The 23,908-nt window shown below is 69.4% G+C and carries 17 protein-coding genes; 5 read left to right on the top strand and 12 right to left on the bottom strand.

The window, feature by feature from the left end:
- Window positions 1–2: 2 nt before the first annotated feature.
- The 8 genes from FVQ89_RS13175 to FVQ89_RS13145 all read right to left on the bottom strand — a co-directional run bounded on the left by FVQ89_RS13175 (window position 3) and on the right by FVQ89_RS13145 (window position 6,617).
- Complete coding sequence (locus tag FVQ89_RS13175; protein WP_147902369.1) at window positions 3–1,184, bottom strand: ABC transporter permease; 1,182 nt, start codon at window positions 1,182–1,184, stop codon at window positions 3–5.
- 26 nt (window positions 1,185–1,210) lie between these two features.
- Window positions 1,211–1,813, bottom strand: a complete 603-nt coding sequence (locus FVQ89_RS13170; protein WP_187265029.1) for an ABC transporter ATP-binding protein — start codon at window positions 1,811–1,813, stop codon at window positions 1,211–1,213.
- A 202-nt stretch (window positions 1,814–2,015) separates the two neighbouring features.
- Complete coding sequence (locus FVQ89_RS13165; protein ID WP_147902367.1) at window positions 2,016–2,474, bottom strand: hypothetical protein; 459 nt, start codon at window positions 2,472–2,474, stop codon at window positions 2,016–2,018.
- An 87-nt stretch (window positions 2,475–2,561) separates the two neighbouring features.
- Entirely contained in the window at window positions 2,562–2,729 is a 168-nt protein-coding gene (locus tag FVQ89_RS14480; protein WP_187265028.1) for a hypothetical protein, read from the bottom strand.
- 160 nt (window positions 2,730–2,889) lie between these two features.
- Complete coding sequence (locus tag FVQ89_RS13160; RefSeq protein WP_147902366.1) at window positions 2,890–3,114, bottom strand: hypothetical protein; 225 nt, start codon at window positions 3,112–3,114, stop codon at window positions 2,890–2,892.
- Between the two features lie 127 nt (window positions 3,115–3,241).
- Window positions 3,242–3,691: an adenylyltransferase/cytidyltransferase family protein gene (locus tag FVQ89_RS13155; protein ID WP_147902365.1), complete on the bottom strand. Its 450-nt coding sequence runs from the start codon at window positions 3,689–3,691 to the stop codon at window positions 3,242–3,244.
- Window positions 3,688–4,950 carry an O-antigen ligase family protein gene (locus FVQ89_RS13150; RefSeq protein WP_147902364.1) on the bottom strand — a complete coding sequence of 421 codons (1,263 nt, stop codon included), beginning with the start codon at window positions 4,948–4,950 and terminating at the stop codon, window positions 3,688–3,690. The genes FVQ89_RS13155 and FVQ89_RS13150 overlap by 4 nt, the downstream gene beginning before the upstream one ends.
- Window positions 4,947–6,617 carry a YveK family protein gene (locus tag FVQ89_RS13145; protein WP_187265027.1) on the bottom strand — a complete coding sequence of 557 codons (1,671 nt, stop codon included), beginning with the start codon at window positions 6,615–6,617 and terminating at the stop codon, window positions 4,947–4,949. Before FVQ89_RS13145 ends, FVQ89_RS13150 begins: the two co-directional genes overlap by 4 nt.
- Window positions 6,618–6,848: 231 nt before the next feature.
- Between FVQ89_RS13145 and FVQ89_RS13140 the strand changes: the two genes are divergently transcribed.
- Entirely contained in the window at window positions 6,849–8,651 is a 1,803-nt protein-coding gene (locus FVQ89_RS13140) for a right-handed parallel beta-helix repeat-containing protein (RefSeq protein ID WP_147902362.1), read from the top strand.
- Window positions 8,652–8,747: 96 nt separating this feature from the next.
- Window positions 8,748–9,719: an IS481 family transposase gene (locus FVQ89_RS13135; RefSeq protein WP_147902361.1), complete on the top strand. Its 972-nt coding sequence runs from the start codon at window positions 8,748–8,750 to the stop codon at window positions 9,717–9,719.
- Window positions 9,720–9,732: 13 nt separating this feature from the next.
- Here the strand turns inward: FVQ89_RS13135 and FVQ89_RS13130 are convergent, their stop codons facing one another.
- The 4 genes from FVQ89_RS13130 to FVQ89_RS13115 all read right to left on the bottom strand — a co-directional run bounded on the left by FVQ89_RS13130 (window position 9,733) and on the right by FVQ89_RS13115 (window position 20,607).
- Window positions 9,733–10,971, bottom strand: coding sequence for a hypothetical protein (locus FVQ89_RS13130; protein ID WP_147902360.1), 1,239 nt, complete (start codon window positions 10,969–10,971; stop codon window positions 9,733–9,735).
- Window positions 10,972–11,051: 80 nt separating this feature from the next.
- Window positions 11,052–16,424 (bottom strand): PKD domain-containing protein, encoded by a 5,373-nt coding sequence (locus FVQ89_RS13125; protein ID WP_255513602.1) that lies wholly within the window; start codon window positions 16,422–16,424, stop codon window positions 11,052–11,054.
- Between the two features lie 144 nt (window positions 16,425–16,568).
- Window positions 16,569–19,850: a PKD domain-containing protein gene (locus tag FVQ89_RS13120; protein WP_147902359.1), complete on the bottom strand. Its 3,282-nt coding sequence runs from the start codon at window positions 19,848–19,850 to the stop codon at window positions 16,569–16,571.
- Window positions 19,851–19,956: 106 nt separating this feature from the next.
- Window positions 19,957–20,607 carry a hypothetical protein gene (locus FVQ89_RS13115; RefSeq protein ID WP_147902358.1) on the bottom strand — a complete coding sequence of 217 codons (651 nt, stop codon included), beginning with the start codon at window positions 20,605–20,607 and terminating at the stop codon, window positions 19,957–19,959.
- Window positions 20,608–20,789: 182 nt separating this feature from the next.
- Between FVQ89_RS13115 and FVQ89_RS13110 the strand changes: the two genes are divergently transcribed.
- The 3 genes from FVQ89_RS13110 to FVQ89_RS13100 all read left to right on the top strand — a co-directional run.
- Complete coding sequence (locus FVQ89_RS13110) at window positions 20,790–21,950, top strand: DUF1972 domain-containing protein (protein ID WP_147902357.1); 1,161 nt, start codon at window positions 20,790–20,792, stop codon at window positions 21,948–21,950.
- Complete coding sequence (locus FVQ89_RS13105) at window positions 21,947–23,041, top strand: Gfo/Idh/MocA family protein (protein ID WP_147902356.1); 1,095 nt, start codon at window positions 21,947–21,949, stop codon at window positions 23,039–23,041. The genes FVQ89_RS13110 and FVQ89_RS13105 overlap by 4 nt, the downstream gene beginning before the upstream one ends.
- Window positions 23,041–23,908 (top strand): hypothetical protein (locus tag FVQ89_RS13100; protein ID WP_147902475.1); only part of this gene is annotated, 868 nt, incomplete at its 3' end. The genes FVQ89_RS13105 and FVQ89_RS13100, both read left to right, overlap by 1 nt.

The following is a 23,908-nucleotide window of genomic DNA, read 5'->3' as shown; positions in this document are numbered from 1 at the left end:
CGTCAGCGGCGGATGTCGCGCAGCACCTCGTCGGGTGCGATCCGGGCGAGCCGCAGGACGGGGATCGCGGAGGCGAGCACGAAGACGATGACGGGCGCGAGGGTCAGGACGAGCAGCGTGAGCCATCCGTTGAGGTCGAGGCGCGGGTCGAGGGCGACGCCGAGCACTCTCACCCCCGGTGGCAGCAGGCTGACGACGGCGAGGAGCGACCCGACGGCGGCGACCCCGATCGCCCCGATGAGCGTTCCGAACGCCGCGAACTGTGCGACGAAGCACACCAGGACCTCATGCCGCCGCCATCCGAGCGCGCGCAGCACCCCGACCTCGGCCGCGCGGGCGCTCACCACGGAACTCGCGATGCCCGCCGCGGTCACGACGAGGAAGAGCCCGAGCAGGATCGAGAGCACGACCGCGACGGCATCCATGAGCTGCTGGGCTGCCGGCAGCGACGAGGTGAGGGTCGTGAGGGCGGTGGCGCCGTAGCCCCGTTCGAGCAACACGTCGGCGACGTCCTGGATGTGCTCGAGGTCGTCGACGACCAGGTAGCCCATGGTGAACACGAAGTTGTCGTGCATCCAGTCGAGTGAGTGCCCGCGGGATGCGCCCAGCAGCGTGAGCACGGCGTCGGGCGCGCCGTAGGCGACCCCCGGACCGTCGAGGCCGACCGTGGTGTCGTCGAAGAACCCGTCCACGGGGATCTCGGTCTCGACCCCCACGCCGCCGTTGCCGTCCTCGGAGCGGATGTACTCGATCGTGACCGTGTCGCCCACGTCGAATCCGTGCTCGGTGCGGAGGGATTCGGGCAGGAGGATGCCGTTCCGGGTCGGCTCCGCGCCCCGCGTCGGAGCGGGCTGCACGGCGGAGATGCGCGTGACGAGGCTGAGCGAGATGGCGTCGTCGGGGACCGTCAGCACGATCTCGGTGCTCGCCCAGGCGTGGGCGGACTCGACGTGGGTCAGTGCGGCGAGCTCGTCGAGCGCTCCCGCCGTGACGGGGGAGGGGTCGTCGTCGCGCCCGTAGCTCGTCACGTTGATCGCGCGCAGTGCCTCGGATCCGAGACCGTAGCGGTCGGTCGCCGTGTGGCTGGCGTTCGCGCCCAGCAGGGTCGACGTGGTGCCGAAGACGGCCATGCCGATGATCGCGATCGCCGTGGGCACCCGGTAACGCGAGAGGAGCCCGGGCATCAGCCATCGTGCGAGCGTCAGAGCTCTCATTCGGGCCTCGCAGAGGTCAGGGCGATCATGCGGTCGCAGAACGGGCGCACGCGCGCGTCGTGTGAGGCGACGCACACCGCGCTTCCGCGATCGGCGATGGAGCGGATCACGGCGAAGACGCGGAGTGCGCTCTCGTCGTCCAGGCCCGAGCTCGGCTCGTCCGCTATGAGGACGGAGGGCTGCTCCACGATCGCCCGCGCGAGCGACACGCGCTGCTGCTGACCGCCCGACAGGCGCCGCGCCGCGATGTGCATGGCGTCAGCGAGCCCGACGGCGTAGAGCGCGTCCTCCGCTTTCGCGGTGGATGTGCGTTCATGCGCGAGACGGACGTTGCGCACCGCGCTGAGCTCGCCGAGCAGGTGCGGCGACTGGGGTGCGAAACCGATGCGGATACGCCGCGACCCGACCTCGACGCGCTCCCCGCCGATCCGTACCTCGCCCCCGTCGGGCGCGACCAGCAGCCCGGCGATGCCGAGGAGGGTGCTCTTGCCGGAGCCGGACGCCCCCGCGATCCATACGACCTCACCGGCGGCTGCATCGAGGTCGGTCGGGGGCAGCGCCACGACCGTGCGGCCCTGTGTGCGATACCTCTTGGTCACGCCTCGCAAATCGATCACGGCGTACGGACCGGAAGCGCGCCGGAACCCGCGTGAGCACGGCGTTGGATGAACAGGTCGGTTCCCTTCGGGCGCGCGCATCAATCGAACGTCGCGTGTTGCGAACGTGTGCGCTCGATCGGCCCGGGAACTGACCTCTCCGGATGAATATATCAGTCGTCCGGCGTGAGACGAAGGCGATCCGCTACGCGGTGACCGCCTCGTCCTCGGTGAGCGAGGCCTTCCACGCCACGAGGCCGCGGACCGTGGGGTCGGGGTCGTCCGCGAGTTCGTCCATCACGTCGGCAGGCACGAAGTAGTTGACGGCGACCCACCCGCGGACCGTGGCGGAGTCGTCGTGCGAGAGCTCGCGGAGCAGATCACACGACACCGTTGTGTTGCGAGCGATGCAGGCACGCACCCCTTCATCCGGATCCTGTGCGAGCGTCTCGTAGAGGTCGGTCGGGGCGTGGTACGAACTCGCGACCGATTCGCGGATCTTGGGATTCGCGTCGGCGGCGAGCAACCGCAGCCGACGGAGTTTGGATTCGGTGACCGCGGGGGCCGGATGCAGCCGCGCGACCTCCTCGGGTGTCAGCATGCTCGGCGCGAGGGCGCTCAGTTGCGCCCGCTGGGCGGGGGTGTTGAAGCGGATGCATGACATCCCCCCACGTTAACGCGAGAGCCGGGCGCGGACTCCGTCGTGATGACGGCGAGTCCGCGCCCGGCTGAACGCGTGTGAGCCCGGGGGTCAGGTGCGGCGGCCACCCGAGCCGATGAAGCGCACGAGGAACACGATCCCCGCAATCACGAGCAGCACGATCCCCACCCAGAGCAGGAAGTTCAGCGACTGCACGAATCCGCCGGTGAACAGCAGGATGAGGGCGATGAGGGCGATGATGATACCGAGGATGTTCATGGTGGACTTCTCCTTCTCCACCCCGCGTGTGACGTGGTGGTCGATGTCGGATCCGATTGGGGTTCCGACGAGAGAAGAGTCAACCGTGGTCACGAAGATGGAGAAATCCCCTTGACCTGCGCGACCAAATCGCGCTAATGGGAGGAGCGGTGACGCGCGTTCAGACGGCGGGGCGGAGCACGGGCTCCCGGAAGCGCAGCGCGGCGTCGAACTGGCCGTTCTGGGCCCGACGGATGGCCCGCTCCTGCTCGCGCACCTGCAGGCGCACATCGCTCAGAATCGAGATCGACGGGATGGGGCCGTTGGACGTGTCGACATACCAGGACCGGTACGCGAGCTGCCTCAGCGCGATTCCCCGTGCGCGTCGTGCCTTTCGACGATCCACCGTCCGCCCCCAATCCTCGTGCGGTTGAATCGTCTCCAGGATAGGCACGCGACTCGCACAGAGAGAAGAACGGACGGCAAAGTCCACCCGAACTGGGGGTATGCCGGGGAGGACGCGCCGCCTTGCGTCAGCGCAGCTGTTCGGCCTGCTCGGGTGCGGCGCCGGTCAGTACATCGAGGGCGCGACGGAGCGCAGTGCTCGAGGTCGTCATCGTGTACGGGAAGTAGACGACCTCCACTCCGACCTTCGCGAACTCGCGCTCCAAACGCAGTCCCTTCTCGGTCCCGCGCCAGTCATCGCCCTTGAAGAAGATGTCGAATCGCAGCTTCTTCCAGGTGTCGAGCTTGTCGGGCACCACCTCGGCGACCGCTTCGTCCACGAATCGCACGCTCTGCACGATCTCGAGCCGCTCGGCGAGCGGCACGACCGGTGCGCGCCCCTTCGTCGCGATGAGCATCTCGTCGGACACGACGCCCGCGATGAGGTGATCGCACGCACTCTTAGCGTGTTTGAGGATGTTGAGGTGGCCGATGTGGAACAGGTCGTAGGCGCCTGCGGCGTAGCCGATTCGGGTCATGTGGTCGCTCCTTGCGGGTTCGGGTGGACCGATGCGTATCGCGCGGGGGTTCGCGCGAAGGTGGTGCGGGGGGTGACCGGCGCCGGGGAGCGCCGGGAGTCGGGGTCTGCGGCGATCGCGATCGTCGCGAGCACGAGGAACGTGGTGCTCGCGTCGAGCAACCCGTTCTCGGTGAGCCCGCGGACCGCGAGGAGCACGAGCAGGGGGATCATGAGGAAGCGGCCGGTCGGATGCCGGGCGGCGTCCACGAACGCGAGGCCGATCCAGATCAGCACCACGATGAGCCCCAGGACGCCCGCCTGAGCGAGTACTGAGACCCAGCTCGAGTCGAACACCTGGGTATCGCGGAAGGGGAGATCCACGTCGATCTGCTTGACCGAGAGCCCGAGTCCGATCCAGCGCTCCCAGCTGGTCGCGTTCCAGTCGAGCACGACCTGCCAGGCGTCGGTGCGCGAGCTGAGCGAGGCGATCTCGGCGGCCGTCTGGTCGCGCACCAGGACGTCCTCGATGAGTGACGTGAAGGCGAGCACCGCGTACACGATGGGCACGGATGCGAAGACGGCGACGGCTGCGGTCCAGTGCAGTCGCGGGGTCGTGAGCAGTGCGACGACGACGGCCACCGCGAGCACGACGAGCGCGGTCCGCGACTGGGTCGCCCAGAGGATCCCCGCGAGCACCACGGCCGGGGCCGCGAGCCGCAGCGTGATTCCGTCGCGGAACAGCAGCACGATGAGTGCGAGCAGCGGAAGTGCGGCGAGCCCGGCGAGCTCGTTCTCCTGGATCTCGGGAATACCGCCCGCGAGGCGGCCGGTCGCCGCATAGCTCGAAACGCCGGTGGCGGCGGCGACCACGGCGACGGCACCCATCGCGCCGAGCAGCGAGCCGAGAACGATCGGCCACGGGGTGCACGAGAGCAGCACGATCACGATCGCCGCGAGGATCCCGATGCGCACGCCGACGATGGCGGTGGCGGTCGTGGCTCCTGAGGCAAGGGCGCCGAGCATCGACACCCCGACGGCGAGCGCGAGAAGGATCGGGGAGCGCGGGCCGACGGGCAGCCGGCGGCCGCTCATGATCCGGATCGCGAGGGCGCCGCCGAGCGCCGCGACGGCGAGCACGGCCTTCGCGATCACGACGATGTCGACGGATCCGTCGAAGATGGCGCCGGAGCGCCACGACACGACGCTGACGACGGCGACTGTCGCGACCGCGCCGACTCCGATGCGGTGCGCGAGGCCCGGTCCGGCGTCGGCGCTCATGCCGGCTCGTGCTCGAGTTCGTGAGCTCCGTCGCTGTCCACCTGCTCCGGCTCCACTGTGTCGTCGTCGTCGTCGTCGCCGCCGTCGTCGTGTCCCTCGTCGGTGTGCGGCAGGTCGTCGGCGGCGGAGTCGTGATCTGCGACGTCGTCGGAGTCATCGTGGACGTCGATCTCGAGTCCGTCGAGAATCTCGGACTCGTGCGCCTGATGGGGGTCCGAATCCGAATGCTCCGGCGTCTCCGCTTCGGTCGGACCGACCGCCTCGGCCGCCCCCTGCGGGTCGTCGTCCGCCGAGCTGGCTGCTGCCGGCTTGGCGGCGGGACGGCGGGTGCGCGTGGAGGTTCGGCGGCGCTTCGGGGGAGCGGCGGGCAGGGCGAGGGGAGCCAGTGCGACGCGGTCGGACTCGAGCCACGTGGCGGGCAGGTCGACGCGCGCTCGCGTACCCGTCTCGGTCATGAGCACCGCGACAGGACGGGTGCCCGCGAACTCGAGCGAGGTCGTCGCATCCACGAGCGCCGTGCGGCTCGTGCGGCGCCTGTCGGCGGCCACGAGCACCTCGAGGCCGACGATGTCGGCGAGCGCGAAGATGTCGGTCGGCGAGTCGGCGGTGATCAGCACGACGTCGTGATCCGCGATCGCCTCGGCGACCTTCTCGAGGATCGCGGCGGAGCGCGCGGGGTCTCCATCGCCCGGGATGGTGATCCGCGGCGGATTCGGGTGTTCGGCGGCGCCCCACCCGAGCCATCCGAGTGCGGTGTCGACGGCGCGGTCGAGGGCGGCGGCGACGCCCCGCCGCGGCGCCGAGTCGGACGCGATGATCACCGTGCGGTCGCCCGCGCCCACGAGCGTGCGGGCCAGCGCGGCGACTGCCGAGCCGGCGACGAGCCGTGAGCGCCTTCCGGCGGGCACGACAGCGATGACGCGGGGCCGCCGCTCGCCCGTCAGCAGGCGCTGATTCACGATCGTGGTGCGCAGCGCCTCATCGGCGCGGCGGGAGAGGCGTCCACGGCGGATGGCACCGGTGATCCCCGGCGTCAGTTGACCCACGACCGGTAGCCCGCTGAGGGCGCGTACCTCGGCAACCGTGCGTACCCGGGGGTCGAGCTGGCCCAGGGCGGCGACGAGGATCGCGCCGAGGGCGAGGCCACCCAGGAACCCGAGTCCCATGAGGATCGTGGGCTGCGGTGAGGCAGCCGATACGGGCGCGGTTGCGGGCAGGGTGAGGCGCAGGCTCACGTCGGACTCGAGCGAGTCGACGAGTTGCGACAGGTGACGAGCGGCGGAGTTCGCGGTGTCGGCGGCGAGGTCCGGGCGGGAAGCCGTCGCGGTCACGGTCAGCAGCACGGTGTCGCGCGGGTTGGCCGCCGAGAGTCGCGAACTCAGCTGCTGCGGGGTCGTGTCGGTGCCGAGATCGGCGATCGTCTGTCGTAGCACCTGGGGGCTCGTGACGAGCTCGGGGTAGGACTTGATCCGCGCGAGTGCGAACTGCGACTGCTCGACGAGGCTCGACTCGGGAGAGTCGACGCGCAGGAACAGCGTCGCGGTCGCCTCATAGCTGCGGGGCAGCAGGGCGCTGGCTCCGGCGGCGATGAGCACGCCGATGACACTCGCGAGAGCGATGAGATACCAGCGCTCACGGAACGAATTCGGGTAGTTCGGGGGTTCCACCGGGGGACCTCCAGTGAAATTGCAGGGGGGAGTGTCCATTATCCACACGAGATCGCAGCACCGGAAGTGCCCGAATGGGGGCAGAATGGGTCAACCCGATCCGAGCCCCCGATCCGAGCCCCCGATCCGAGCCCCCCGAACCGGAGCATCCCCGTGCCCGACTCCACACCCGACGAGTTGCCCGCCTCTCCCCAGGCGGCCCCCAGCCCGCGCCGCCGACGAGTTGTCGCTGTGGCAGCGTTGTCTACGGCGGTCGTCATCGCCCTCGCCACGACCGCGGTCGTGCTCGTCGGCGGTCAGGACGCCCCGACGCCTCCCGCGCCGACGACCTCGTCGCCTCCGCGCGACGACCTCGTGCCTCGCATCGAGGCGGGCGCGCCCGCGCTCGGCAGTGACATGTCGGAGCCCGCGCCCGACGCGATCTACGTGGATCCGGAGGCGCCCGACGGAGGCGACGGCAACATCGCGCGCCCCGTGCCCTCCGTGAAGGCGGCGCTCGATCGGGTGAACGCGGGCCCGAGAGAGATCGTGCTGCGTGCCGGCGTGTACCGCGAGGAGGTCTTCATCGGACGCAGCAAGACGGTCACGATCCGTGCCTACCCGGGTGAGGAGGTCTGGTTCGACGGCACCGATCCTCTGGGCGGCTGGTCCGCGGATGGCGAGGTCTGGTCCGCCGCCTGGGACAAGGAGTTCTCGTCGAGCCCCACCTACCAGGGCGGGGAGGACAGCACCGAAGAGAACTGGCAGTTCGTCGATCCGGAGCATCCGTTCGCCGCCTACCCCGAGCAGGTCTGGTTCGATGGGGTCGCGCTCGAGCAGGTGGCGCCGGATGCGGTGAAGCCCGGCACCTTCGCGCTGGCCGCCGACGGATCGCACATCCTCATCGGCGAGGACCCCGACGGGCATGAGGTGCTCGCGAGCACGCGGCAGCGGGCGTTCCAGGTGCGTTCGGACGACTCGGTGCTGCGCGGCTTCGGCGTGCGCCGGTACGCGCCGTCCGTCGCGTTGCTCGGTTCCGTCGTGCTGGAGGGCAACCGGGATGTCGTCGACGGTCTCGTGATCGAGGACTCGTCGACCTCGGGCCTGTTCGTCACCGGGACCGGGTCCACGGTGCGTGACACGACTCTGCGGCGGGGCGGCCTCATCGGTGCGACGGCGAACTTCGCCGACGATCTGACGCTCCAGGGGCTGCTCTTCGAGCAGAACAACGCCGAGCTGTTCAACCAGGCTCCAGTCTCGGGCGGATTCAAGATCTCCCGGTCCCGGCACCTGACGATCCTCGACAGCGTGTTCCTCCAGAACCAGGGGCCCGGCATCTGGCTCGATCAGTCGGTGTTCGACACCACGATCGCCCGCACCGACGTGCTCGGCAACGCGGGGCACGGCGTCTTCGCCGAGATCTCGGATCAGGTCCGTCTCGTCGATCTGCTGATCGCGGGGAACGGCCGCATCGGGCTCAAGATCAACGACACGAGCAACGTGGCGGTGTGGCGCTCGACGATCATCGGGAACGGCCTCGGGGTCTCGATCCTGCAGGACACCCGGCGGGCGAGCGACCCGAGCATCCCGGGGCACGACGAGCGTCGCCCCATTCCGGATCCGGGGATGACGTGGGTGGTCTCGGGGGTGGAGATCGTCGACAGCGTCATCGGCGAGCTGACCGGCTCGGAACGTGACCAGGGGTCGCAGGCGGCCGTCCCGCTCTGGGTGCAGGACTACTCGAGCGAGTTCGATGCGGAGGCGATGGGCGTCGAGCTGCGCGGGAGCGTCCTGTACCAGAACGACCCCGACGCGCCCCTGGCCTACTGGCAGTCGACCCCGACCACGGTGGACTCGTTCTTCGACCTCGAGGACTGGTGGACGGTCACCGACCACGTCGATGTCGCAGCGGTGGACGAGACCCCGATCGGCGCCGACCATCGGCTGACCGACGCGGCGCGCGAGGCGAGCCCCGAGCAGTCGACGCCGCCCGCCGAGATCGCGGCGCTGCTCCCCGCCGACGCGGAGCCGGGACCGGGCGCGATCATCCCCTAGCTGTACTCGGCAGGGACGTTGGTGACACTGCCGTTGTGATTTAGGAGACCTCCTGGCTTAGTGGAGCTGTCTAGTTCTTCACTGCCAGGAGGTCTCGTGTCTCACGCTAATGCGCGGTTGAACGTCCGCGGGAGGTTGTTGCTCATCGAGCGCGTCGTCGGTGATCAGCGGCCGGTGTCGCATGTCGCGGCGGAGCTGGGCGTGTCTCGGCAATGCGCTCATCGTTGGGTGAAGCGGTTCCGCGACGAAGGCGCTGCCGGGTTGGTCGACAGGCCGTCGCGGCCCCATCGGTCTCCTCGGCGAACGCCCGCTGATGTTGAGGTGCGGGTGCTGGAGTTGAGACGTCAGCTGCGAGTTGGGCCGGCGAGGTTGGGAACAGAGTTGGGAGTCCCAACTCGAACCGTCGGGGCGATCCTGCAGCGGAACCGGGTGCCCCGGCTGGCCGAGTGCGACCCGTTGACGGGTGAGGTGATCCGCTCCTCGAAGCAGACCGCGGTCCGCTATGAACGCGACCGACCCGGCGAACTCGTCCATATGGATGTCAAGAAACTCGGCCGCATCCCGGGCGGCGGCGGCTGGCGCGCCAACGGCCGCGGCGGCCCTGGCGACAACCGCGACCGCAAGCACGGGCTCGGGTTCGATTTCGTCCACTCGCTCGTCGATGACCACTCGAGATTTGCCTACTCAGAGATCCACCCGGACGAGAAAGGCGCCACCTGCGCCGCGTTCCTGCTGCGCGCCGCCGCCTACTTCGCCGACCACGGCATTACCCGAATCGAACACGTCATGACCGACAACGCCATGAACTACCGCCGTTCCAACGACATGGCCCGAGCTCTCGCCCAACTCGGCGCCCAACACGTCCTGATCCGACCGCACTGCCCCTGGCAGAACGGCAAAGTCGAACGCCTCAACCGCACCCTGCAAACCGAATGGGCCTACCGGCAGATATTCACCAGCAACACCGAACGAGCAGCAGCACTTGCGCCCTTCATCGAGCACTACAACACTCGACGCAACCACTCAGCCATCGGAGCACCACCGACCAGCCGACTGTCACCAACGTGACTGCCGAGTACAGCTAGCCGGCCGGGGAGGGGGCGCCTGGTTCGTCCTCCGCGCGTCCCGCCGATGCGAGCGGCGCGAGCACGAGCACGCGGATGCCGAGTCCGCCGAGCAACGCGCCGCCGGCCAGGACGACCGGCACGAGCACCGGGTCGCCGCCGAGCACGAGGAGCACGATCACGGCGATGGCCGAGATCACCGTGTCGGTGAGGCGGAGCAGGAAGACCCGCCGTTGGCGTCCGTGTACCGCCGCGAGGGACCCGTACGGCGTGGTGGCGGCGACGGCAGCTGTGAAAGCCAGCCACCCGATCACCGCGCCCGTCGGGGGCTCCACCGCGAAGAGCAGCGGACCCGCCCACGGCAGAAGCGCGAGAGCGATCACGCCGAGGAGCACGGTGCCTCCGACGAGCGCCACGACGGTGAGGTCGGCGCGACGGAGCGTCGCGCGGATCGCCGTTCCCCGGTCGTGGGCGTACCGGACGAAGAGGAACGACGTGAGGCCGCCGACCGCGAGCAGTGCGGGCGCGACGTAGGTACGTGCCGCCTCGAGCAGTCCGACGGCGGCGAGCCCCGCCGCCGCTCCCACGGACAGTCGCACGACGGTGAGGAGTCCAGGCCGCAGCAGTTGTTGCAGGCCCCGCCAGGTGCCGTATCCGACCACCGCGGCGAGCCCTCCGGAGGAGAACCGGGCCAGACGTCGTTCGTCGCGGGGCAGCAGTGCAGCCGCGATGACGATCGCGACCGCCTGACCGAGGGCGATTCCGCCGAGCACGAGGACGAGCGACGGTCCGACCGTCAGCGAAACTGCGACGATGGGTACGAGCCCCGCGAGGAAGCCTCCGACGTCGGCAACCACCACCCGGAGGAACGCGTAGCCGACCATCAGCAGGCGGCGCAGCACCTCCTCCACCGCGAACACGGCGGTCGCGATCGCGAAGACGACCGCTTCCGCGGGATCCGCGACGCCGAGCAGGCCCACGACGATCGCACAGATCAGCCCGCCGCCGATCGCGAGCGTGAGCGTGGTGCCCTGCAGTGCCGATCGGATCGCGGTCGACCCGCGATCCAGCACGACGAGTGTGTCGCCGACGACGCCCGTCACGACCCCCGTCACGACGACGATGAGGCCGTAGAGGATTGCGAACCGGCCGAGCTCCTCGATACCGAGGGTGCGCGCCACGAGCACCTGGAGGGCGAAGCTGATGCCCGCCTGCGCCCCTTGTGCGACGATCGCGAAGGCGGCACGGCTTCTCACGCGCTCACTCCTCCCGACCCTTCAGGGTCTGTTCTGAAGACGGGGCCGCCCCTGCCTCCCGTACCGGGCGGCCCCGCCGTTCAGGGCAGCTCGACGACCACGAAATCGTCGTAGCTGACGACGACCGGGGCGTTGGTCGCGGATGCCGAGACGTAGCTCTCGACTCCGACCGTGCCGGCCGTCTGCAGGGCTGAGGTGCTGTCGGTCGTGGTGAGCAACCACGCCGACGGTTCGGTCTCACCGGCGGCCCAGACCTTCGCTCGCAGAGTCGTCGGGCTGGTGCCCGAGACCTCGAAGCGGATGGTGAGCTTGTCGCCGGGCGTGTAGCTCATCCCGGTGACGGTCGCGTTGGCGAGAACGGTGGAGGTGTTGCCGCGGGTGATCTGCAGGGCGACTGCGCCGCCCGTCAGCAGACGCACCCGCGCCTGGTAGTAGTCGGCGGAGCTGACGCGTCGTGCCACCGCACCCGCCACGATGTGGCCTGCCGTGGTCGGCTTGTCCGCAGCGACCGTCACGGTCATGTCCACATCGGTCGCCGACACGCTCGTGAGGAACGCGCGCCTCAGGGCTCCCGCACCGTGGGTGAGGGCGCCGGCTCCGTCCGCGACCGCGGAGTTCGACGACGAACTGACATCCCACGTGCCGCCGACCGTCGCGTCACCCCATCCGCCCGTGAGGGCACGCTCGAAGTCGTCGCTCGCGAGAGCGTCGGTGTCGGGCGGCGTCACGGGGTCGGTGGTCGTGACCGAGTGCGTGGTCGTCGCGCCGGCGCCGTCGTCGTCGGTCACGGTGAGGGTGACCGTGTAGGTCCCGGCCGCCGCGTAGGAGTGCGCAGCGGTGGCGCCGCTCCCGGCGGGCGATCCGTCGCCCCAGTTCCAGGAGTAGCTCGCGATCGAGCCGTCGGCATCCGAGGAAGCACCCGCGTCGACCGTCACCTGCAGGTCGCTGACGGAGGTCGTGAACGACGCCGTCGGTGCCTGGTTCGGAGCGGGTGCGCCGAGGGTCGATGCGGTGTAGTCGTCGTAGTTGATGACGACCGGTGCATTGGTCGCAGACCCCGAGATGTAGCTCTCGAGCCCGACCGCACCCGCGGTCTGGAGCGCGGCGGTGCTGTCGGTCACGGTCAGCTGCCAGCCGGGCTCAGTCGTGCCCGTCTTCCACAGCTTCGCCTTGAGCGTCGTCGGACTCGTTCCGGAGGCCTCGAGGCGCACCGTGAGCTTGTCGCCCGGCGAGTAGCTGAGACCCGCGATCGTCGCGTTCGCGAGGACCGTCGAGGAGCTGCCCTGCGTGATTTGCAGTGCGACGACACCACCCGTGAGCAGTCGCGCCCGTGCCTGGTAGTACTCGGAGCCGCTCACGCGACGTGCGAGGACACCGGCGACGATGTGCCCGGCCGACGTGGCCTTGTCGGCGCTGAAACTCACGCTGACGTCGACGTCGGTGGCCGACACCTGCTCGAGGACGCCCCGACGCAGCGCGCCCGCGTTGTGCGTCACGGTCGCCTGGGTGCCGGTCACCGCGAAGTAGCTCGACGACGAGACCGACCACGGGCCGCCGGTCGGAGCACTGCCCCATCCGTTGCTGGCGGTCCGGGTGAACGGATCCTGCGCGATCGTCTGTCCGGCCGGGGGCTCGGGGGCGGTCACCGTGACGCTTCGCGTCGTGGTGTCGGTGCCCGAACGGTCGTCCGTGACGGTCAGCGTGATCGTGTAGGTGCCGCTGGCGGCGTAGCTGTGGCTCGCCGTCGCGCCGCTTCCTGCGGGCGATCCGTCGCCCCAGTTCCACGAGTAGCTCGCGATCGTGCCGTCCGGATCGCTCGACGCTCCCGCATCGACCGACACGTCCAGCTCGTCGCTGGTCGCGGTGAACGATGCCGAAGGCGTCTGGTTGGGTGCGAGCGCGTGCACGGTGTGCGAGACGGTGTCGGTCGCGCCGTCGTCATCCGTGACCGTCAGTTCAACGGTGTAGTCGCCGGTCGCGGTGTAGCTGTGGCTGGTCGTCGCGCCGGTGCCGGTGTGCCCGTCGCCGAAGTCCCACGCGTACGACTCGACGGTGCCGTCGGCGTCGGTGGAGCCGGTGGCGTCGAAGTCGACATCGAGTCCGTCGACATCGGTCGTGAACGCGGCGGTCGGGGGCACGATCACGATCGTGATCGTCACGTCGTGGCTGACCACTCCGGGAGCGTCGTCGTCGTCCACCACCGTGAGGGTCACCGTGTAGGTGCCGGATGCGGTGTAGACGTGCGAGGCGGTCTCACCCGTGCCCGAGGTCCCGTCGCCGAAGTCCCAGCTGTAGGACTCGATGGTTCCGTCGGAGTCGGTCGACCCGGAGGCGTCGAACTCCGCCAACTTGCTCGTCGTCTGAGACGTGAACGCGGCGGTCGGCGCCTGGTTGGGCAGCGGGGGAGCGCCGAGCGTGTAGTGCTGCGCGATCGTCGAGTCGGGGAGCGCGATGTCGTACACGGCGAACTCGTCGATCACTCCCGAGAACCAGGAGCTCGAGGCGCCCGCCCACGTCGTGTCGCCGCCCACTCGCCAGTAGCCGGTGTAGTTCTCGGCACTCGTCTGCGGGTTGGTTCCCACCAGCACACCGTCGACGTAGAGCTTCATGCCGCCCGCGCCCTGGCTGGCCGCGACGTGGTGCCACTTTCCGTCGTTGTACGCGAGAGGCGTCGTGATGACGTTCTCCTGCCCGGTGTACACGCCGAAGACGAGCGTGCCGTCGTTACGCATGTACACGTGCCGGTCGTAGCTGGAGGACGTTCCCGTCTGCCGGTTGCCGAAGCCCATGATCTTTCCGCCCGAAGTCGTCGTGGTGGTGAACCACGCCTCCTCGGTGTAGACCGTCGGGTTCGCGAACGAGTTGTTCGAACTGACGAGCGCATTTGTCGATCCGAACCCGACCGCGGTGTTCGAGACGCCGTCGAGCACGCCGTTCGCTCCGAGGGTCGGCGATCCGCGGTAGGTGCCGGGGTTGCCGAGAGCGCCGGAGTCGGCCGCGGTGGTGCCGGCCGACTCGCCGAGCCGCCAGTACAGCAGGGGCTCGGCGCCGTAGACCGCGGCGCCGTACACGTCGGATGGCGCGGGCGGCACCGTCGAGGTGCGGCCCGAGAGGGTGTAGTGCGAGACGATCTGCGACGCACTCAGCACGGTCGGGTAGACGGCCACCTCATCGATCTGTCCGTTGAAGTTCTGCCCGCCGGCCCACGTGCTGTCGCCGCCGATCCGCCAGTAACCCCAGTAGTTCTGTCCGTAGGTCACCGCGGTGTTGCGTGCGACCCGGACGCTGTCCACGTAGAGCGCCATGCCGCCGGAGCCGAGAGTCGCGACTACGTGGTGCCACTGTCCGTCGTTGTACGCCTTGCCGCTCGTGATGATCCGCGACGCGTTCGGGTAGACGCCGAAGTTGATGCGACCGTCGTTCGACATATAGAGGTGGCGGTCGTAGCTGCCGGAGTTCCCCGTGGCCGACGAACCGAATCCGAGGATCTTGCCGCCGGAGGTGGTCGTCGTCTTCACCCACGTCTCGAGGGTGAAGCTGTTGTCGCGCCACTGGAGGGTCGAGGTCGCGGCGCGCCCGTTGTTCGTGCCGTTGAAGCTCGCGGAGGTGTCGGTGTCTCCGATGATCGCACCGCTCGCTCCGTAGCTGACGCCGGTCCCGCTCGTTCCGTTGTCGACCCCGAGGGAGTCGGTGAGCCCGGAGGTCCCGCTCGCATCACCGAGTCGGAAGTACGAGGTCGGGTTGTCGGCCAGCACGCCGCGGGCGTACGAGCTGAGGGTGCCCGCCGTCGCCACGTTGACGCTGATCGTCGAGCTCCAGGCGTTATTGCCCCACGGGTCGATGACTCGCACGCGGTAGGTGTGCGTCGATCCCGGGTCGAGCCCTGTGTCGAGGTAGTTGATCGTCGGCAGGGTCCAGAAGTTGGAGGTCACCTGCGTGGTGTAGATCGGCGACGCGGTCTTGCCGTCGCGGATCAGCTGGTACTCGAGCGTCGGGTCGTCGCGATCCCAGTCCGCGGTCCACGACACACTCACGACTCCCGGCTCGGGGGAGGTGAGTCGGGGGGAGATCGGGTCGCCCGCGAGGCGAGGCCCGTCGAGGTTGGTCGCGAGGTCGCGGACCGCGAAGCGTACGAGGCCCTGCTGGGCCTTGTTGTTGACGGTCGTGAACTCGCCGCCGTAGACCACGTAGTCGCCGTTGGAGCTGACCGACCAGGGGCCCTGACCGATGCCGGTGTAGGTGCCGGCGTTGATCGAGGGGAACCAGTTGAGCAACGTCGGAGCTGCCGTGCCCTGCCAGTTGTAGTAGCCGTACGGATCGGCCGTCGCGGTCTGCGTGCTCTCCTTCGTGAAAGCGACTCCGCGGTTGAACGTCCACGGGTCGTACTGCGGTCGCCCCTCGAGGTTGCCGCAGTAATGGGTGTGCGAAGCGGTGTAGATGACATCGCCCGCGGCGGCCACCGAGTAGGTGTCGCCGTGGCAGTCGGCGACCCACTTCAAGTCTCCGGTCGCCCAATCCGCGCGGAAGGTGCTCTCGAGGTTGCCTCCGGAGCCGAAGACGTAGCCGGTGCCGTAGAACGAGTCGCTGTCGCTGTCGAGGCTGAAGATCGCCGCCTCGGTACCCGCATTCCGCACATAGGTGTTCGTGCCGAGAGGCAGCGAGGCGCCCGTGCTGCTGTCGACCATCACGAGCCCGTATCCGGGGTTGGTCGAGCCGTTGGCGCTCGTGAAGTCGCCGCCGACCACGACCTTGCTCTGGTCGGGCGACACCTCGATCGCGTAGGGGCGGCCACCCACGGTCTCCGGGGCCCAGGCCGTGGTCTGTCCGTCGGAGGCGTTCACGGCGGCGAGGAACGACCGGAGCGTTCCGGACATCTGCCCGAAGATGCCGCCGATATACACAGTGCTGTTGGTCGCGGCGATCGCCGAGACCCAGTTGTTGGCGCTCGCGGCGAAGCTCGTGATCACGTTGCCGGTCGCGGTGCTGAAGGCGACGATGCGGTTGCGCGTCGACCCGTTCACCTGCGTGAAGTCGCCGCCCACGTAGAGCCGCGTGCCGTCAGGGGAGGCCGCCATGCTGCGCACCTGCGCGTTGAGCGTCGGCGCCCACGAGAGCAGGGCGCCCGTCGTCAGGTTGTAGGCGAGCAGGTGCGTGCGGGTGACCTCGTTCTGGCCCGCCGCGGATCCGGCGGGTCGTGCGGTCGTGAACTGGCCGCCGACGTACACGGTGTTGCCGACGATCACCTGGGTCCACACGACACCGTTGATCTGCGGAGTCGGGAGCGGATCGGACGACACCGTCTCCGGTGACTCGGATGCGGGCAGCGGATCGGCGCTTGCGGGAGCCGCGATCACGAGCGGTACCGCGATAAGCGCGGACAGGAACAGGGCGGCGGTGGTAACGAGAGCGAGCGCGCGGGGGCGCGAGCGTCTCGTGGGTTCGGGAGTACCCAATGTAGACCTCTAGGGGGGTAAGCGGCACTGTTCGGGGGGCGTGTGCCGAGTGGGCCCACTCTAGGGGACAGAGCCGCTGAAGAATGTCCCCCAAAGGGGGGACATTCGGGTGGCGATGTGGAATCTCCCGCTCAGCAGGTGGATTCAGGGCACCGTCGTCGCGCGGACATCGTCGAATCTCACCCGCACGGGCGCATTCGTCGCCGACGCCGAGGCGTAGCTCTCGACCCCGACGGAGCCCGCCGCCTGGAGCGCGGCGGTCGCGTCCGTGAGCGAGACCTGCCAGAGCGACGGTTCAGCCTGGGATTCCGGCCACGCCTTCGCGCGGATGGTGGTCGGGCTCTGCCCGGTGACCTCGACGCGCACCACGATCCGCTGCCCGGCTGTGTAGGTGCCGGCGAGGTCTGCCCAGCCGAGCAGTGTCGCGCCGCCATTCATCACCTCCAGCCGCATGGCTCCGCCCACGAGGAACCTCACTCGCGCTTGGTAGAACGCCGATCCGACCTGTCGCCCGACCACCCCGGCGACGGTCGCACCGCCCGCAGGCGCGGTCTCGAGGGCGACCGTCGCCTGCAGGTCGACCCGTGACGCCGAGGTCGAGGCGAGTACCGCACGCCGCGTGCTTCCCGCGTTGTGCGAGAAGATCCCGACCCCTGACGCCACCGACGACGAGGAGGCGGAGTTCGCGGTCCACGTGCCGCCCACCGTGGCTTGCCCCCATCCGCTTGTGACCGTGCGTGCGAAGTCGTCCTGGGCGATGGTGCTCGTCGGGGGTGGAGGCGGTGGCGATCCCGCGACGGTGAGCTGCCGCGTGGTCGATGCCGTGGCGCCGTCGTCGTCGGTCACGGTGAGGGTGATCGTGTAGGTGCCCGCGGCGGCGTAGTTATGCGTCGATGTGGCGCCGGAACCCGTGGACCCGTCGCCGAAGTTCCAGGCGTAGGCGACGATCGTTCCGTCGGAGTCCGAGGATCCGCGCCCGTCGACACTGGCCTGCAGCGCAGAGGCGGTGGCCGAGAACGACGCGGTTGGCGGCTGGTTGCTCGCCCCGCCGCCGACCCCGAGCTGCCGGTGCCGAGCGATCGCCGCCGCCGAGAGCTCGTCGCCGTAGATGGCCACCTCGTCGATGTCGCCGACGAGATCCGAGGCGCCCGCCCAAGCCGTGTCACCGCCGATGTGCCAGTAGCCCCAGTAGCGTCCGCCCTTCACGACGGACGCGCTCTGCGCCACGAGAACGCCGTCGACGTAGAGCTTCTGGCCGGTGGGTGAGAGGGTGCCGGCCACGTGATGCCACGCGCCGTTCGCGTATCCGGTTCCACTGAGGAGCACGCGGCGCGATCCGTCGTCGACGCCCCAGGCGACCCTGCCGCCGTCGAGGTACAGGTGGCGATCCGCGGTGCTGGAGTTCGAGGCCGACGAACTCGTTCCGAACCCGACGATCTTGCCGCTCGATGCCGTGGTGCGGAACCACGCCTCCACCGTGAGCGAGTCATCGACCCACGTGCTGGCGGTCGTGTATGCGCGAGCCCAGGTGCTGCCGAAGCCGGTCGACTTGTCCGAGTCGCCGACGATCGCGCCGGGGCGGCCCCGTGCAGCAGCGGAGCCGACTGCCGCCTGCACGACGGCGTTCGCACCGGACTGGTTCACGTTCGCCACGGGCGCCGCCCAGTTGGTCGCGCTCGTGCCCGTCTCGCCGAGTCGGAAATACCAGGTGGGACCGTCGGCGATCACGGCTCGCGCGTAGGAGCCGAGTGCACCGGTCGTAGGAACGGCCACCGAGACCGTGGCCGAGTCGGCGATGTTGCCGAAGGGATCGACGGCGCGGATGCGGTAGCTCGCTGTAGTGCCCGGGGGAGCGCTCGTGTCGACGTAGCCGAGGCCGCGCCGATCCCACCACGTGGACACGGCGGACAGCTGCGTGAGCGGGTGCGCGGTGTCGCCGTTGCGGATCACCTGGTACGTGAGGCCCGCGTTGTCGCGGTCGTGGTTGGCGGGCCAGGTGATGGCGACGGTTCCTGCGCCCCGGGCGACGGCGCTGATCGGCCAGTTCCCTCCGCTGACCCGTGGGCCGTCGCGGTCGGGTGCGATGGAGGACACCGCGAATCGGGAGAGCCCCTGCTGGCCGCTCCCGTTCACGGTCGTGAACTCTCCGCCGTACAGCACGTAGCGTCCGTCGGTCGTGATCGTCCACGGGCCCTGGAAGATGCCCGTGTAGGTGCCGGCGTTGAAATCGGGGAACCAGTTCGCGACGCTCGGACTCGCGATCCCGGTCCACTTGTAATACCCGTAGATGTCCCGCGTCATCGTTCCGGTCGCCGCCTTCGTGAAGGCGACGGCACGCGTGTTCAGCCAGGGCTCGCGCTGCGGGAAGCCGCCGAGATTTCCGCAGTAGTGCGCGTGCCCGGCGGTGTACACCGTTCCCCCCGTGGCGACGACGTCGTAGCTGTCGCCGTGGCAGTCCTCCACCCAGACGAGCTGCCCATCCCAGGTGGCGCGGAAGGTGCCCTCGAGGTTGCCCCCGGTGCCGAACACGTAGCCCGTTCCGTACACCGAGTCAGCGTCGCCCGAGAGGCTGTAGATCGCCGCGTACGTGCCGGCGTTGCGCACGATGTCATTCACTGGGAACGGCAGCGATGCGCCGGTCGTGCTCGTCACCGCACCCAGGCCGTAGCCCGGCTGGCCGGATCCGTTGATACTCGTGAAGCTGCCGCCGATCACCACGCGGGTGCCGTCGGGCGAGACGAGGAGCTCGTAGGCGCGGCCGGATGCCAGTACCGGTGCCCAGGCCGTCGTCGCCCCGGTCGCGGCGCTCGCCGCCGCCGCGCGGCCCGGTCGCGAGACGCCGTTCGACTGGCTGAAGTTCCCCGCGAAGTACACGGTCGAGGAGGTCGAGTCGATGGCGAAGACCTCGCCGTTCGCCGACCCCGCGAAGCTCGAGATCGCCTGGCCGGTCGCCGTGTCGAAGGCGACGATCCGATTGCGGGTCACACCGTCGACCGTCGTGAACGCGCCTCCGACGTAGACGCGGCTGCCGTCGGGGGAAGCGTCGATCGCATCGACTTGTCCGTTGAGTACCGGCGCCCACGAGGTGAGCACGCCGGTGCTGAGCCGATACGAGAGCAGGAACGCCCGCGGCACGGTGCTCGTGCCGGGAGCCGCGCCAGCCGGCCGAGCGGTGCGGAAGTTGCCTCCGACGTAGACGGTGTCGCCCACGATCTCCTGGTCCCACACGACTCCGTCGATCTGGGGTGTGGGCAGTGAGTCGCTCGAGACGGTCGTCGGGATGCCCGCGGCGGGCGGGGCGGTGTCGGCGGCTGCGGGTGGCGCAGGCAGTGCAGGCAGGGCCGAGAGCAGGCTCAGTGCGAGAACGCCGACGATCGCGACGGCGGTGGCGCGGGCAGGGGTGCGGGAGTGGTGGTTCGCGAGCATGACGGCACGTCCTTGACTGACGGGCTCGCGGAGTGCAGGGGGGAGGCGGCGCGGCCTGATGCCGGAATGGTAGGCCTCTGGCGGCCTGGGCGATAGCCCCCGCGGATCAGGGAACGCGGCCAGCGAACTCGAGCGGCGGGACGTCGACCGAGTAGTCGACCGTGATGTGCACGATGTCGCGCTCGTCCTTGGGGATCGAGAACACGTAGACGCCGGTCGCGTCGTCGCCTGCGAGCACGGTCGTGGGCATCGGGCTGGCGCCCGGCTTGTAGAGCTGGAGGGCGGGTGTGCGATCCGCGCCGTAGTCCACGGTCACGACGGCAGAGCGCAGGTCGACCGTCTCGCCGGTGCCGTTCGAGATCACCACGGAGAAGCGGATCGAAGGTCCCGATACCTCGCCAGGGCCTTGGGCTTCGCCCTCAACGGCCTCGACGTCCTCGATGCGCGCATCGAGCCCCTCGGTGATCACGCCGGGTGAGGAGATCGGCACGGGTTCGGGTGTCGGCTCCTCGTCATCGGGGTCCGGAGACTCGGTGCCGTCGGCGGTCGGACTCGGGCTGGCGGGCGCCGAGCTGTTCGTGCCGGAGGGTGAGGCGGCGGGCTCGAGGGATCCGGACTCCCACGGACGCGCGACGAGGAGCGCGACGAGCGCGATCGCTGCTGCGGCCGACACCGCGATCAGCACGATGCGGCGCGTGCGCTGGGTCTCGGCGACCGGGTCGGTGGGTTCGGGTGAGGCGGTGTCGGGTTCGTCCACGTCGGATCCTGGGGGGCTCGGGAGGGTGATCACTCTACCCCCGGGCGGATCGGGGCCGATGCCCCGCGAAAGTGGGGCCTCGATTACGAATGCGACTCGACTGTATGCTGGCCTTCCCCTGCCCCCCACGGACTACGTCGACCCGAAACCGACGCGGTCCACTCCCGAACGGCTGGTACGCCATGTCCGACCCTGTCCCCGTACCCGATTCGCGCCCCACGGTGCGCATCCTGGGCACCCACGGCGTGCCCGCCGCCTACGGCGGCTTCGAGACCGCTGCTGAGAACGTCGCGCTGTTCCTTGTGGAGCGCGGCTGGCGGGTGGTCGTCTACTGCCAGGTGCCTGGCACCGGGCCGATCTACCGCGACACCTGGCGCGGCATCGAGCGCGTCAACATCCCCGTCGAGCGCGACGGGTGGCTCGGCACGGCGGAGTTCGACCGCCGTTCGATCCGTGACGCCGTCGCGCACCGGGATGTGTGCCTCACCTTCGGCTACAACACGGCCGTCTTCAACCTCGCCCAGTGGTTCCGTCGCATCCCGAACGTCATCAACATGGACGGCATCGAGTGGTCGCGATCGCGGTGGGGTCCGATGAAGCAGGCGATCCTGTACGCGAACGAGCGGATCGGATGTTGGATCGGCGACGCGCTCATCGCGGATCACCCCGAGATCGAGACCTACCTGGCTCGCAAGGCACGCCGCGAGAAGATCACCACGATCACCTACGGCGCGCACGAGGTGGTGAACCCCTCGACCCGTCCGGTGATCGACCGGGGCCTCGAGCCGGGGCGCTACCTGACGCTCATCTGCCGTCCGATTCCCGAGAACTCGATCCTCGAACTCGTGCAGGGCTTCTCGTCGCGCCCGCGGGGCGTGAAGCTCGCGATGCTCGGCACCTACACGCCCGAGACCGACGACTATCACCGCCAGGTGGTGGAGGCGGCGAGCGACGAAGTCGTGTTCCTCGGCTCGGTCTACGAGCCGGATCAGGTCGCGGCGCTCCGTGCCCACGGCATCGCATACCTCCACGGGCATACGGTCGGCGGCACCAACCCGTCGCTCGTCGAGGCCCTCGCGGCGGGCAACCCCGTCGTCGCTCACGACAACCCCTACAACCGGTGGGTGGCGGGGGAGTCGGCTCTCTATTTCGGCGACGCGGCAGATGCGGCGGACCGCCTCGACGCCCTCCTCGGTGACGACGAGCTGCGGGCCCGCCTTGGACGCGCGGCGCGCGCTCGGCATGCCGAGGAGTTCACCTGGGAGCACGTCGCGGGTCAGTACGAACGGCTTCTCGAGGGGTTCCTCGAGCGAGTCGGCCAGAGGAAGGAAGTGCGGGCATGATCCGCGTCGCCGTCGTCGGACTCGGCAAGATGGGGCTCTCCCACCTCGCGATGATCCGCGCCCATCCGGATGTCCGCGTGGATGCCGTCGTCGATGCGACCGGCTATGTGCTCGATGTCCTCGGCAAGTACACGGGTCTCGCGACCTTCCCCGACCTCGATCAGGCGCTCGACGCGGTCGAGGTCGACGCCGTGCTCATCGCGACCCCGACGCGCTTCCACGCGCCTCTCGTGCGCTCGGCGATCGCCCACGGCGTGCACGTGTTCTGCGAGAAGCCGCTGACGCTCCGTGCCGAGGAGTCGGCGGAGCTCGCCGCTCTCGCCTCCGAGGCGGGGCTCGTGACGCAGGTCGGGTACCACAACCGTTTCGTGGGTGCCTTCCAGGAGGTCAAGCGTCTTCTCGACGTGGGCGCCATCGGGCGCGTCACGCATATGCAGGCTGAGGCATACGGTCCCGTGGTACTCAAGCCGAAGGGCTCCACGTGGCGCAGCCGACGCTCCGAGGGTGGTGGCTGCCTCTATGACTACGCAGCCCATCCGCTCGATCTGCTGTCGTGGTACGCCGGCGCGCCGCGTGCCGTCGGCGGCACCGTGCTCGGGTCGGTCTTCTCGGAGGACACCGAGGACGAGGTCTTCGGCACCCTGTTCTACGAGAGCGGCATGCACGCGCAGATCTCGGTGAACTGGTCGGACGAGTCGTTCCGCAAGATGACGACCCGCATCACCGCGGTGGGCACCGCCGGCCGCATCGAGGCCGACCGCCAGGAGGTGCGGGTGTACCTGCGCGATCAGGCCCCGGAGCTTCCCGGCTACGAGCGCGGGTGGAACGTGAAGTACACGACCGAGCTCACGGATCCCGTGTGGTTCTACCTCCGCGGTGAGGAGTACAGCGCCCAGCTCGACCACTTCGTGCGGCGTATCGAGGGCTCCGAATCCGATACCCGCAACGACTTCGCGAGCGCGGCGGTCACCGACCGCGTGCTCGAACTGCTCACGATCGACGCGGCCCGCGGGCCCGTCACGACCGACACCGTCGAGGCGGATCCGCCAGCGGCGGCCGCGAAGCGCGGACGATGGGGGAGGCGCAGCTGATGGACCGGCTGATGTTCGGCGACAACCAGTTCTTCGGCGTGAACCACATGTCGGAGGAGAAGGCCCGTGCGCAGGCGATGCGCTTCCAGCACCTCGACGCGATCATCGAGGTGCTCGACGCCGCCTACGACGAGGGCATCACGACCTTCATGTGCACGACCCACGACCGCATCGCCCAGATCGCGGAACATGTGCGGAAGAACCCGGATCGCTATCCCGGGTTCACCTTCTCGCCCGGCATGCCGTACGCGCACAAGTATGCGGATGCCGTCACCGAGGCGGGCATGCTCGGCGCCCTCAAGCGCTTCATGCCGGAGGAGGGGCTCGTCAACGCGGTCATGCGGGGCGGTCGCTCGCTCGCCACGAAGGACGTCGAGGGCATCATCACGCTCCTCGTCGACGCCGAGATGGCGATGTTCCGCGGCCTGCCGACTCCGATCATCTGGCTGCAGAACGTGGTCGTCGACCTGCTCCTCGGGCTCGGATTCGTCGACGCCTTCTCGATCTTCGAGCGGCATGTCCGCGAGCGCTACGGTGCCGAGGCGGGGTTCATCACCATGAACCTGCCCATGCTCCTCGACACGCTCGACACGGCCGGCATCGAGAACCCCATCGTCTGCTCGAACATCAACAAGATCGGCTTCCGGATGTCGGGCGGCATCGAGGCGTACCAGCGTGCACTCGCCGAGCGGCCGGTCCGCGCGGTGGCGATGTCGGTCTTCGCGTCGGGGGCGATCCCGCCGCGTGAGGCGATCGAGTGGGTCGCGGCCCAGCAGGGCGTGGAGTCGATCGTGTTCGGCGCGTCGAGCCGGGCGAACATCCGCTCCACGCGTCAGCTGGTCGACGAGCTCATGCCGACGCCCGTCT

It is taken from the genome of Homoserinibacter sp. GY 40078 (assembly GCF_008017545.1).
Taxonomy (GTDB): Bacteria; Actinomycetota; Actinomycetes; order Actinomycetales; family Microbacteriaceae; genus Homoserinibacter.
The sequence above is the reverse complement of the archived record's forward strand: the minus strand, read 5'-3'. Positions and strand labels throughout refer to the sequence as shown.

Bases quoted from the DNA above. Each gene is read 5' to 3' on its own strand.
- FVQ89_RS14480 (WP_187265028.1), bottom strand. From the start codon at position 2,729: ATGAACATCCTCGGTATCATCATCGCCCTCATCGCCCTCATCCTGCTG.
- FVQ89_RS13165 (WP_147902367.1), bottom strand. From the start codon at position 2,474: ATGTCATGCATCCGCTTCAACACCCCCGCCCAGCGGGCGCAACTGAGC.
- FVQ89_RS13155 (WP_147902365.1), bottom strand. From the start codon at position 3,691: ATGACCCGAATCGGCTACGCCGCAGGCGCCTACGACCTGTTCCACATC.
- FVQ89_RS13120 (WP_147902359.1), bottom strand. From the start codon at position 19,850: ATGCTCGCGAACCACCACTCCCGCACCCCTGCCCGCGCCACCGCCGTC.
- FVQ89_RS13150 (WP_147902364.1), bottom strand. From the start codon at position 4,950: ATGAGCGCCGACGCCGGACCGGGCCTCGCGCACCGCATCGGAGTCGGC.
- FVQ89_RS13110 (WP_147902357.1), top strand. From the start codon at position 20,790: ATGTCCGACCCTGTCCCCGTACCCGATTCGCGCCCCACGGTGCGCATC.
- FVQ89_RS13105 (WP_147902356.1), top strand. From the start codon at position 21,947: ATGATCCGCGTCGCCGTCGTCGGACTCGGCAAGATGGGGCTCTCCCAC.
- FVQ89_RS13175 (WP_147902369.1), bottom strand. From the start codon at position 1,184: ATGCCCGGGCTCCTCTCGCGTTACCGGGTGCCCACGGCGATCGCGATC.